Below are 13262 nucleotides of genomic sequence, written 5' to 3'. Positions count from 1 at the left end.
CGCCCCGCCGCGCGCGGAGCCCACCACACCACGGAGAACACCTTGAACGCACAGCCGGTCCTTCCCGACCCGGCCGAGACCGACGGCCGGGTCGCCGTCGTCGGCCTCGCGGGCCGCTTCCCCGGAGCCGATTCCGTCGACGCGCTGTGGGAGCTGCTGGCCGCCGGCACCGAGGCGATCAGCCGCTTCGGTCCGGAGGAGCTGCGGGCCGACGGGGTGCCGGACGACCAGTCGGGCAAGCCCGGGTACGTGGCCGCCAAGGGCGTGCTGTCGGACGTCGCCGGCTTCGACTCCCAGCTGTTCGGCTACAACGCGCTGGAGGCCTCGGTCATCGACCCCCAGCAGCGGATCTTCCTGGAGTGCGCCTGGGCGGCGCTGGAGGACGCGGGCTGCGACCCCGACCGGGCGCGCGGGCCGGTCGCGGTCTACGCCGGATCGCTGCTGAGCACCTACCTGATCCACAACCTGCTGCCGCGCACCGACCTGCGGGACTCGCTCGGCGTGCCGATGCTCTTCCAGGGCAACCAGCCCGACCAACTGGCCGCCCGGGCCGCGTACAAGCTCAACCTGCGCGGCCCGGCGGTCAGCGTGCAGACCGCCTGCTCGACCTCGCTGGTGGCGGTGCACCTCGCGGTGCAGAGCCTGCTCTCCGAGGAGTGCGACCTCGCCCTGGCCGGCGGCGTCACCGTCACCGTGCCGAACCGCTCCGGCTACCTGCCGGTGCCCGGCGGCATCGAGTCCCCGGACGGGCACTGCCGGCCCTTCGGCGCCGAGGCCGCCGGCACGGTCTTCGGCAACGGCGCGGGCGTCGTGGTGCTCAAGCGCCTCGCCGACGCGCTCGCCGACGGCGACCGGGTGCACGCCGTCATCCTCGGCTCGGCCGTCAACAACGACGGTGCCAACAAGGCCGGTTACACCGCCCCCGGGGTGGCCGGGCAGACCGCGGTGATCCGCGAGGCGCTGTCCGTCGCGGGCGTCGCCCCGGACACCATCGGCTACGTCGAGGCACACGGCACCGGCACCCCGATCGGCGACCCGATCGAGGTCGAGGCGCTCACCGCCGCCTTCCGCGCCGAGCAGGACGCCGAGCTGCGCTCGGCCACCGGCTGGTGCGGCCTCGGCTCGGTCAAGTCCAACCTCGGCCACCTGGACACCGCCGCGGGCATCACCGGCCTGATCAAGACCATCCTGGCCGTCCGCAGCGGCCGGATCCCGGCCAGCCTGCACGCCGAGTCCGTCAACCCCGGACTCGGCCTGGCCGACAGCCCGTTCTTCGTCCCCGCCGACCTCACCGACTGGCCGGTCGCCGAGGGTCCGCGCCGGGCCGCCGTCAGCGCCTTCGGCATCGGCGGCACCAACGCCCACCTGATCCTGGAGCAGGCCCCCGCGGCGGCCGCCCGGGAGGCCGCCGAGCCGACCGCCGTCCCGGTGGCCCTGCCGCTGTCCGCCCGCACCGGCACCGCCCTGGACGCCGCCGCCGAGCGACTCGCCGAGGACCTCGCCGCCCACCCGGACCGCCCGCTCGCGGACGTCGCCCGTACCCTGCGCACCGGCCGCCGCCGACTGGTCCAGCGCCGGGTCGTGGTCGCCCGGGACACCGCCGGCGCGATCGCCGCGCTGCGCGGGGGCGGCCGCCGGGAGTCCGTCCGGGCCCGCGCCGGCCAGGGCGCCGCGCCCGTCGCCTTCCTGCTGCCCGGCCAGGGCGCCCAGTACCCGGGCATGGCCCTCGGCCTGCACGCGGCGCACCCGGTGTTCCGCACCGCCCTGGACGAGGCCGCCGACCTGCTGCGCCCGCACCTGGGCCTCGACCTGGTCGAGCTGCTCCGCGACGGAGACGCCGAGCAGCTGCGCCGCAGCTCCGTCACCCAGCCCGCCGTTCTCGCGGTCGGCCACGCCATGGCCGCGCTGTGGCGGCACTGGGGCGTGCGCCCGGCCGCCCTGCTCGGCCACAGCCTGGGCGAGTACACCGCCGCGCTGCTCTCCGGCGTCCTCGACCTGCCCGAGGCGCTCGCCCTGGTCGCCGCCCGCGGCCGGCTGATGGAGGCCACCGCGCCCGGCGCGATGCTGGCCGTCCCGCTGGACGAGGCGGCCGCCGCCGAACTCGCCGCCCGGCACGGCCTGGACCTCGCCGCCGTCAACGGTCCGGCCGCCACCGTGCTGTCCGGCACTCCCGAGGCCGCCGGGCGCGCCGCCGCCGAACTCGGCGAGCGCGGCCTGCGCGCCCTCGCGCTGCCGGTGGACCGGGCCTTCCACAGCGCCCTGTGCGCCCCGGCCGCCGAACAGTTCGCCGCCGAGCTGGCCAAGGTGACGCTGCGCGAACCCACCGTGCCGTTCCTCTCCAACCTCACCGGCGACTGGATCACCCCGGAGCAGGCCACCGACCCCACGTACTGGACCCGCCAGATGCTCTCCCCGGTCCGCTTCCACGACGGGCTCACCCGCCTGGCCGCGCTCGACGAGCGGATGGTGCTGGTGGAGACCGGCCCCGGCAGCGTCCTGACCGACCTGGCCCGCTCCGCCGCCGAGGGCACCGCCGCGGCGCGGCTCGCCCAGCCGCCGCTGCCCACCCGAGGCCGCCGCGGCCCGGAGGACGAGCCCGGCAGCGCCGTGCTCGCCCTCGGCAGCCTGTGGACGCACGGCGCCCCGGTCGACTGGGAGCCGCTCGACGCCGCCCGCCCCGCCGACCTGCCCGGCTACCCCTTCGAGCGGCTGCCGCACTGGATCGAGCCCGCCATCCCCGGCCGGGCGCCCGCCACCGCGCTGCCCGCCTCGGACCCCGACGCGGTACACGCCACCATCGGCTGGCACCCGCCGGCCGGGCCGACGGCCGAGGCGGACCCGCTGAGCGGGCGCCGCCAGACCTGGCTGGTCCTGCTGGACCGGGCCGGCACCGCCCAGCCGCTGGTCGACCTGCTGACCGCGCGCGGCCAGATCGTCACCACCGTCCAGCCCGGCGCCGGCTACCGCCGGGTGCGCCGGGGCGTCTACGAGCTCGACCCGGCCGACCCGGCCCAGTACGCCAAGCTGCTCGCCGACCTGCGCGCCCTGGTCCGCACGCCCACCGCCGTCCTGTACGGCTGGGGACTGGACGAGACCGCGGACGAGACCGACGGCTACTTCGGCCTGGTCCACCTCGCCCGGGCGATGTCCGCCGAGAGCGTGGTGCACGAGGTGCGCCTCGGCGTGGTCACCGCCGGCGCCTTCCCGGCCGCCCCCGGCGAGCGGCCCCGGCCCGCCGCGGCCCTGCTCAGCGGCCCGGTCCAGGTGTTCGGCGAGGAGTACCGCAACCTGCGCTGCACCCAGGTCGACCTCGCCGCCGGGACCGTCCTCGACGAGGCGTCCGCCACCGCGGTGGTGCGCGCCGTGCTCACCGGCCCGGCCCCGCTGCTGGCCCTGCGCGACGGCGCCCTGCTCGCCCGCACCGTCGAGCGCGCCGAGCGGCCCGTCCCCGCCGCCCCGGCCCGGGTGCGCGCCGACAGCACCTGGCTGATCACCGGCGGCCTCGGCGGGATCGGCCTGACCCTGGCCCGCTACCTGGCCGGCGCCGGCGTCGCCCGGCTCGTCCTGCTCGGCCGCGGGGCCGGCGGCGAGACCGCCGAGACCGCCCTGGCCGGACTGCGCGCGGCCGGCGCCGAGGTGCTGACCGTGCGCGCCGACGTCACCGACGCCGAGGCGCTCGACCGGGCGCTGGAGCAGGCCCGGTCCGCCTTCGGACGGATCGACGGCGTGATCCACGCGGCCGGTGTGCCCGGCGGCGGCTCGGTGGAGCTGCGCTCCGACGACAGCATGCGCACGGTGCTCGCCCCGAAGACCGCAGGCCTGCGCCACCTGCTGGCCGCGCTGCGGCCCGGCGAGGCCGAGGTGCTGGTGCTCTGCTCCTCGCTCGCCACCCTGATCCCGACCTACGGCCAGTGCGACTACGCGGCCGCCAACGCCTACCTGGCCGCCGTCGCGGAGGCCGAGGCCGCGCGCGGCGAGCGGTTCGCGGTGGCCGTCGACTGGGACATGTGGGCCCAGGTCGGCATGGCCGACCAGGCCGAGGTCCCCGAGGCCCTGCGGGCCTTCCAGGCCGAGATGCTGGCCGGCGCGCTCACCCCCGAGCAGGGCGCCCGCGCCTTCGCCGCCCTGCTCGACGGCCCGGCCGGCCGGGCCGTGGTGGCCCGGGTCGGCGCCGGGATCACCGACGGGACCCTGCGGACCTCCGCCGCCCCGGCCGCCGACCTGCCCCGGACGGCCGCCCTGCCCCGCCCCGAGCTCGCCACCCCGTACACCGCCCCGGCCACCGCGACCGAGGAGCGCCTGGCCGAGATCTACGCCGAACTGCTCGGCCTCGACCGGGTCGGGGTGGAGGACGACTTCCTGGAGCTCGGCGGCCACTCGCTGCTGGCCGCCCAGGTCGCGGCCCGGCTGCGGGCCGAGTTCGAGGTCGACGTCCCCGCCCGGGTCTTCTTCGAGGGCGGCCGCATCGCCGACCTCGCCGTCGAGATCGAAGACCGCATCATCGCCGAACTGGAGCAGCAGTGACCAACCCCGCAGGCCGCAACCCCAAGGGCCGCGAGGACCGCCTCGCCCGGCTCACCCCCGAGCAGCGCGCCGCCTTCGAGGCGCGCGCCCGGGGCCGCGCCGGCACGGCCCCGGTCACCGCCACCGGCCCCACCGCCGCCGGTCCCGCCGGTCCCGGCGCCGCGCCGACGCTGCCGCCGCGCGACCGCTCGGTGCCCGCGCCGCTGTCCTTCGGCCAGGAGCGGCTCTGGTTCGTGGAGCAGCTCACCCCCGGCCTCGGGGTGTTCAACGAGTACGTCGGACTGCGCCTCACCGGCGCGCTGGACGTCGCCGCCCTGGAGGCCGCGCTGACCGGCCTGGTGGAGCGGCACGAGGCGCTGCGCACCGTCGTGGCCGACGGTGCCGACGGCCCGGTGCAGCGGGTGCTGGAGCACACCGGCCCGGTCCTGCGGGTGGTCGAGCCGCAGGACGGCGAGGACGACTGGAACGAGCAGCGGGAGCGCGAACTCGCCGAGCGGGAGGCGGCCCTGCCGTTCGACCCGGAGCACGGCCCGCTGCTGCGCGCCCTGCTGATCCGCTCCGCGCCGGAGCGCGCCCTGCTGGTCGTGGTCAACCACCACCTGGTCGGCGACGCCTGGTCCCGCTCGGTGCTGGTGGAGGAACTCTGCGCCCGCTACCGGGCCTTCCGCGAAGGCGGCCCGGTGCCCGGGCCGCTCACGGTGCAGTACGCCGACTGGGCGCAGTGGCAGCGCGCCGAACTCACCGACGGCGCGCTGGCCGAGCCGCTCGCCTACTGGCGCGAGCGCCTGGACGGCGCCCCGCACGTCCTGGAACTGGCCACCGACCGGCCCCGGCCGGCCGTGCCCAGCCACCGGGGCGGCCGGGTGCACTTCACCCTGGACGCCGCCACCACCGAGGCCGTGGAGCAGGCCGCGCGCACCGCCCGGGCCACCCCGTTCATGGTCACCCTGGCGGCCTGGCAGGCCGTCCTGATGCGCCACTCCGGCCGGCAGGACGTGCTGGTCGGCGTGCCCACCGCGGGCCGCGACCGGCCCGAACTCGCCGGCCTGGTCGGCATGTTCGTCAACAGCCTGGTGCTGCGCTCGGACCTCTCCGGCGACCCGACCTTCGGCGAACTGCTCGACCGGGTCCGGGAGACCGCCCTCGGCGCGCTCGCCCACGCCCAGGTGCCCTTCGAGCGCCTGGTCCGCGAGCTGCGCCCGGACCGCGACCTCAGCCACGCCCCGCTCTACCAGGTGCAGTTCGGCTACCGGAACGTCCCCGCCCCGGACATCGACCTGCCCGGGGTCGGCGTCGAGCTCGTCGACCTGGACAACGGCCTGTGCCGCACCGACCTCAGCCTGGAACTCGCCCGGGACGGCGGACTCACCGCCGGCGTCTGCGAGTTCAGCCGGGACCTGTTCGACGACGACACCGTGCGCGAGCTGACCGAGGCGCTGCGGCGGGTGCTCGCCGGCGGCGCCGCCGACCCCGGCCTGCGGCTGTCCGAACTGCTCGCGCTCACCCCCGTGGAGCAGGCCCTGCTGGCCGCCGCCGGGGACGGCGGGCCGCTGCCCGAGGACGCCGTGGACGTCGTGACGGCCTTCGCCGAGGCCGTCCGCACCCGCCCCGGCGCCGAGGCCGTGCTGCCCGGCGGCCGCCCGGACCAGGCCCTGACCTACGCCGCCCTGGACGCCCGGGTCGACGAGCTGCTCGTCCGGCTGCGCGCCGCCGGGGTGCGCCCCGGCGACCGGGTCGGCCTGTGCCTGCGCCGCGGCACCGACCTGCCGGCCGCCATGCTCGCCGTGCTCCGGGCCGGCGCCGCCTACCTGCCGCTGGACCCCGACTACCCGGCCGCCCGGCTGGCCCACGTGGTCGAGGACGCCCGGCCCACCGCCGTGCTGGTGCACGCCGCGACCCGGGACGCGGCGCCGGCCGGTGCCCCGCTGCTCGACCTGGACGCCCCCGCCCCGGCCGGGAACGCGTCCGCCGAACCCGCGCCGGTGGACCCGGACGCGCCCGCCTACGTCATCCACACCTCCGGCTCGACCGGCCGCCCCAAGGGCGTCGTGGTCCTGCGCCGCAACCTCACCGCCTTCCTGGCGGCGATGGACCGCGTACTCGCCGAGGACGCGGACGGCACGGACAGCGCGGACGGCACCGACGGCGCCGAGGCCACCGACGGCACCGCCGCCGCCGAGCCGTCAACCTGGCTGGCCGTCACCAGCGTCTCCTTCGACATCTCCGTCCTGGAACTGCTCTGGACCCTCAGCCGGGGCCACCGGGTCGTGGTCAACCCCGACCCCGGGGCGGCGCTGCCCGCCCCGACCACCGCCCCGGCGCCCCGGGCCGACCGGGCCGTCCCCGAGTTCAGCCTGTTCTACTTCGCCAGCGGCACCGCCGGCGCCGAGCCCGGCCCCGAGCAGTACCGGCTGCTGCTGGACGGCGCCCGCTTCGCCGACACCAACGGCTTCTCCGCGGTCTGGCTCCCCGAGCGGCACTTCCACGCCTTCGGCGGGCCGTTCCCGGCCCCCTCGGTGCTGGCCGCCGCGATCGCCCGGGCGACCGAGCGGATCGGCATCCGGGCCGGCAGCGTGGTGCTGCCGCTGCACCACCCCGTGCGGGTGGCCGAGGAGTGGTCGGTCGTCGACAACCTGTCCGGCGGCCGGGTCGGCCTCTCCTTCGCCTCGGGCTGGCACGCCGACGACTTCGTCCTCGCCAAGGACGCCTACCAGGACCGCCAGGCGCTCACCGTCAGCGGCATCGAGCAGGTCCGGCGGCTGTGGCGCGGCGAGCGACTCCCCTTCGAGGGGCCCGGCGGCCGCACCGTCGACGTCGAGGTGCTGCCCCGCCCGGTCCAGGCCGAACTGCCGTACTGGCTCACCTCCTCCGGCAACCCCGAGACCTGCCGCACGGCCGGCCGGGTCGGCGCCCAGCTGCTCACCCACCTGCTGGGCCAGAGCACCGAGGACCTCGCCGAGAAGATCGCCCTGTACCGCGAGGCCTGGCGGGAGGCCGGCCACGCCGGCGAGCCGCACGTCACCCTGATGCTGCACAGCTACCTCGGCGCCGACCCGGCCGACGTCCGGGCGCACGCCTGGCAGCCGTTCCGGGACTACCTGCGCAGCTCGGTCGGCCTGATCGAGAACCTGGCCCGCAGCCTCGGCATGGACGTCCGCAGCAGCGACTTCACCGCGGAGGACCAGGAGGCGCTGCTCGACCACGCCTGCGCCCGCTACCTCGGCCACGGCTCGCTGATCGGCACCGCCGAGGAGTGCCTGCCGCTGGTGCACCGGCTGGCCGAGATCGGGGTCGACGAGATCGGCTGCCTGGTCGACTTCGGCGTCGACACCGATGTCGCGCTGGCCGCCCTGCCCCGGCTGGCGGAGCTGCGCCGCACCGCGGCCACCGCACCCGCCGCCACCGGCCCGGCCGACAGCGAGCTGACCGCGCTGATCCGCGCCCACGGCGTCACCCACCTGCAGTGCACCCCCTCGCGGGCCCGCACCCTGCTGGACGAGGCCGACCCGGAGGCGCTGCGCGGCCTGCGCCGGCTGCTGCTCGGCGGCGAGGCCCTCGACGCCGACCTGGTGCGCCGCCTGGCCGGGCACCTCGACGGCCGGATCCTCAACATGTACGGGCCGACCGAGACCACCGTCTGGTCCACCACCGACGAGGTCGACCCGCAGGAGGGCCTGGTCACCGTCGGCCGCCCGATCGCCGGCACCACCGTACGGGTCCTCGACCCGTACGGGCGCCGGGTGCCCGTCGGCGTGCCCGGCGAACTCCTGATCGGCGGCGCGGGCGTGACGGCCGGCTACCTCGACCGGCCCGAGCTGACCGACGAACGGTTCGTCACCGACCCCGAGGCGGCCGGCGCCGGAACGGGGCGGCTGTACCGCACCGGCGACCTGGTCCGCACCCGCCCCGACGGCCGGATCCAGTACCTGTCGCGCAACGACCACCAGGTCAAGATCCGCGGCTTCCGGATCGAGACCGGCGAGGTGGAGGCCGCGCTCACCGCGCTGCCCGGGATCCGCCAGTGCGTGGTGACCGCCTACGGCCTGGGCACCTCCCGGGCCGCGCTGGCCGCCTACCTGGTGCCCGCGGACCCGGCCGCGCCGCCGGCCCCGGCCGAGCTGCGGGCCGCCCTGGCCGGGCAACTGCCCGGCTTCCTGATCCCGTCCCGCTTCATCGCGCTCGACGCGCTGCCGCTCACCGGCAACGGCAAGGTCGACCGGGCGGCGCTGCCCGCGCCCGAGTCCGTGCCCGCCGCCGGCCGCGACCGCACCCCGCCGGCCACGCCCACCGAGGAGCGGATCGCCGCGATCTGGCGCGAGGCCCTCGGCCTCGACGAGGTCGGCACCGGGGAGGACTTCTTCGAGCTCGGCGGTCACTCGCTGCTGGCCGCCCGGATGGTCGCCGGCATCCGCGACGGGCTGAACGTGCAGCTGCCGCTGCGCACCCTGTTCGACTCGCCGACCGTGGCCGCGCTGGCCCGGGCCGTGGACGCGCTGGGCACGGACGGGGCCGCCGAGGCGCCCGCCGAGCGGACCGCGCTGCTCCCCGACCCGGCCCGCCGGCACGAGCCCTTCCCGCTCACCGACGTCCAGCGCGCCTACTGGATCGGCCGCAGCGGCGCCGTCGGCGGCGACGTCGCCTGCCACCTCTACCTGGAGGTGGACGTCGCCGACGTCGACCCGCTGCGCCTCCAGGACGCCTGGCGGTCGATGGTGCTGCGGCACGACGCCCTGCGCCTGGTCTTCGGCGAGGACGGCACCCAGCGCGTCCTGCCCGAGGTGCCCGCGTACGAGCTGACCGTCGACGACCTGCGCGAGCTGCCGGAGCGGGACCGGGCCGAGCACCTCACCGGGACCCGCGCCCGGATGTCGCACCAGGTGCTGCCGGCCGACGCCTGGCCGCTGTTCGAGCTGCGCGCCAGCCGCACCGCGGGTGCCGACGTCCGGCTGCACCTGAGCATCGACACCCTGATCGCCGACGGCGGCAGCGTGCAGATCCTGCTGCGCGAACTGCTCGCCGTCTACCAGGGCACGCTCGACCCGAGCCCGTTCGAACTCTCCTTCCGCGACTACGTGCTGGCCGAGCAGGACCGCCGCCGGGGCCCGGCCCTGCAGCGCGACCTCGACTACTGGCACGGCCGCCTGGACACCCTGCCGCCCGCCCCCGCGCTGCCGCTGGCGCGGCGCCCCGAGGAGCTGGCCGAGACCAGGTTCCGCCGCCGCGAGGCGCACCTGCCCGCCGAGCTGTGGGAGCGGCTGAAGAGCCGGGCCGCCGCCGGCCGGGTCACCCCCTCGGCGCTCGCGCTGGCCGCCTACGCCACCGTGATCGGCACTTGGTCGACGGCCGACCGCTTCACCCTCAACCTCACCCTGTTCAACCGGGTCGGCGACCACCCCGACCTGGCCGCCATGGTCGGCGACTTCACCGCGCTCAGCCTCTTCGAGGTGGACGGCGCCACCGCCGGCTCCTTCGCCGACCGGGCCCGCCGGCTGCAGGACCGGCTCTGGGAGGACCTCGACCACCAGCTGGTCAGCGGCGTCCGGGTCGGCGGCGAACTCGCCCGCCGGCGCGGGGTCGCCGAGGCGGCCATGCCGGTCGTCTTCACCAGTGAGCTCGGCGCCGACGGCGTGGGCGGCAGCCAGGTGCTCCGCGAGCTGGGCGCCGAGGTCGCCCACACCATCACCCAGACCCCGCAGGTCTGGCTGGACCACCAGATCTCCGAGGACGAGGGCCGGCTGCGGCTGACCTGGGACGCCGTCGAGGAGCTCTTCCCCGAGGGCGTGCTCGACGCCATGTTCGAGGCCTACACCGGCCTGCTCACCGCGCTCGCCGAACAGCCCGGCGCCTGGACGGACCCGCACCTGGTCGTCCTGCCCGCCGCCCAGCTCGACGCCTACCGGGCGCTCAACGCCACCGACGGCCCGCGGCCCGACGGGCTGCTGCACGAGCCCTTCCTCGACCGGGCCAGGACCTCGCCCGACCGCACCGCCGTGGTCTCGGCCACCGGCACGGTGACCTACGGCGAACTGGAGCGGGCCTCGGCGGCCGTCGCCCACGCGCTGCGCGCGGCCGGGGTGCGCCCCGGCGAGCTGGTCGGCGTGCGCGCCGACCGGGGCTGGGAGCAGGTGGCCGCCGCGATCGGCGTGGTCCGGGCCGGCGGCGCCTACCTGCCGCTGGACGCCGGCCTCCCGGCCGCCCGGGTCGCCCGCTCGCTCGAACACGCCGGCGCCACCGCGCTGCTCGCCCGGGAGTCCTGGGCCCCCGAGGACGCCGTGCCCGCCGGAGTGACCCTGCTGAGCTTCGAACAGGCCCTGGACACCCCGGCCGACACCCCACCGGCCCCGGTCCCGACCACCCCGGCGGACCTCGCGTACGTCATCTACACCTCGGGCTCCACCGGCGACCCCAAGGGCGTGATGATCGACCACCGGGGGGCGCTGAACACCGTGGTGGACGTCAACGACCGCTTCCGGGTCACGCCGTCCGACCGGGTCCTCGGGATCTCCTCGCTCGGCTTCGACCTCTCGGTGTACGACGTCTTCGGCACCCTCGCCGCCGGCGCCGCCCTGGTGCTGGTCGGGCCCGGCGAGGAGCGCGACCCCTCGCGCTGGTCCCGGCTGGTCGCCGAGCACCGGGTCACGGTCTGGAACTCCGTCCCCGCGCTGATGGAGATGCTGCTGGCGTACGCCGACGGCAACCCGGCCGCCGACCTGGAGTCGCTGCGCCTGGTCATGCTCAGCGGCGACTGGATCCCGGTCGGCATGCCCGGCAACGTCCGCACGCTCGCGCCCAAGGCCGAGGTGATCAGCCTGGGCGGCGCCACCGAGGCGTCGATCTGGTCGGTGCTCCACCCGGTCGGCGAGGTCGAACCGGGCCGCCCGAGCATCCCGTACGGCCACCCGATGCGGAACCAGGGCATGGTCGTCCTGGACGAGGCCTTCCGGCCGCGTCCGGTCGGGGTGGCCGGCGCCCTGTTCATCACCGGCGTGGGCCTGGCCGTCGGCTACCGCAACGCCCCGGAGATCACCGCCCGGGCCTTCCCGGCCCACCCGGTCACCGGCGAGCGGCTCTACCGCACCGGCGACCTGGCCCGACTGCTGCCCGACGGCGACCTGGAGTTCCTCGGCCGCGAGGACTCCCAGGTCAAGGTGCGCGGCATGCGGATCGAGCTGGGCGAGATCGAGTCCGCCCTGGTCCGGATGGACGGCGTGCGGGAGGCCGCGGCACTGGTCGAGGGCGACGGGCTCGGTGCCCGGCTCGCGGTCTACGTGGTCCGCGAGGCCGCCCGTCCGCTGTCGGCCGCCCCGGCGACCACGGCCCCGGCCCCGGCGGCAGCCCCGGCACTGGACGCCGAGCGGGTCCGCCGGCTGGAGGCGCGCCTGCGCCAGCCCGGCCGCCGGGCCGACCTGGCGGGCCGTGAGGTGCTGCCGTTCGCGCTGCCGGCCGACACCCTGGAGCTGCGCCGGGCCGCCGCCCTGCGCGGCGCCGCCACCGGCTTCGCCGACGTCCCGGTGAACCGGACCGACCTGGACGCGCTGCTGACCGTGCTCGCCCGCCAGGACGAGGACGGCGTGCCCCGGTACGCCTACGGGTCGGCCGGCGGCCTGTACCCGGTGCAGACCTACCTGGCCGTCGCCCCCGGCGGGGTGGCGGGCCTGGCGGCCGGCACCTACTACGTCGACCCGGCCGGACCGGCCCTGGTCCCCCTCGACGGCGCGCCGGGCGCGGAGCGGGCGCTGGACCCGGCGCTCTACAGCGAGGCCAACCGGCCGCTGCTCGAACGGGCCGGCTTCGCCCTCTTCCTGGTCGCCAGGAATACCGCGATCGCCCCGGTGTACGGCGAACTCGCCGACCGGTTCTGCCTGTTGGAGGCCGGGGCAATGGCGCAGCTGTTGCGCCACCGGGCCGGCGACTGCACGGTGGCACTCTGCCCGATCGGCGACGTGTTCCCCGAGCCGCTGCGCGGAGCGCTGCTGCTGGAGGACGGCCAGAGCGTGCTGCACACCCTGGTCGGCGGCCGCCCGCCCGGTGCGGCGGCCGAGCAGCCGGACTCCGGCGCCGACTGGACGCTCGGGCTGCGGGAGGCCCTCGCCGAGCGGCTGCCCGGCTACATGGTGCCGCAGCTGGTCCGGGCGGTGGAGGCGCTGCCGCTGTCCGCCAACGGCAAGGTCGACCGGGCGGCGCTCGCCCGGCTCGGCGCCCCGGCCGTCACGGCGGGCGCACCGGCCCGACCGGGCACCCCGGCCGCCCCGGCGGCACCCGCGGCACCGGTTCCGGCGCCGCGCGCGGTGGCCCAGCCCACCGGGCCCGGAGCGGTGGAGCGGCTCACCGCACTGTGGCGGGAGGTGATGGACGGGGCGGAGGTCGACCTCGACACCAACTTCTTCGAGGCCGGCGCCAACTCCATCCACCTGGTCCGGGTCCAGCGGCGGATCGCCGAGGACTTCGGCCGGGAGCTGTCGGTGGTCGAGATGTTCGACCGACCGACCATCCGGCACCTCGCCGAGCTGCTGGACCGGCCGGACCCCGCCGTCGCCCCCGCCCCGGTCGCGGCTCCGGTCGCGGCTGCGGAACCCTCGCCGGCCCCGGAGAGCAGTGCCCAGACCGCCGGCGGCGACCGCCGGCAGCACCACGAACGGCGCCGCGCCGCCCGCCGAGGCGGCCCCGGCACCGCACCGACCGGCTGACCCGGACGGGGGGGGGGGGGGGGGGGGGGGGGGCCGGGCCCCCCCCCCCCC

2 protein-coding genes are annotated in these 13262 nt (G+C 77.3%); both read left to right on the top strand.

Features of this window, described 5'->3' with window-relative positions; all coding sequences use genetic code 11:
* Nucleotides 1-42: 42 nt before the first annotated feature.
* Nucleotides 43-4524, top strand: coding sequence for a type I polyketide synthase (locus ACZ51D_RS19750; protein WP_465622561.1), 4482 nt, complete (start codon nt 43-45; stop codon nt 4522-4524).
* On the top strand, nt 4521-13211 hold the full coding sequence (locus ACZ51D_RS19745; RefSeq protein WP_465663061.1) for an amino acid adenylation domain-containing protein: 8691 nt from the start codon (nt 4521-4523) through the stop codon (nt 13209-13211). Before ACZ51D_RS19750 ends, ACZ51D_RS19745 begins: the two co-directional genes overlap by 4 nt.
* Nucleotides 13212-13262 lie beyond the last annotated feature (51 nt).

It is taken from the genome of Kitasatospora sp. NPDC033851, assembly GCF_055576085.1.
The sequence above is the reverse complement of the archived record's forward strand: the minus strand, read 5'-3'. Positions and strand labels throughout refer to the sequence as shown.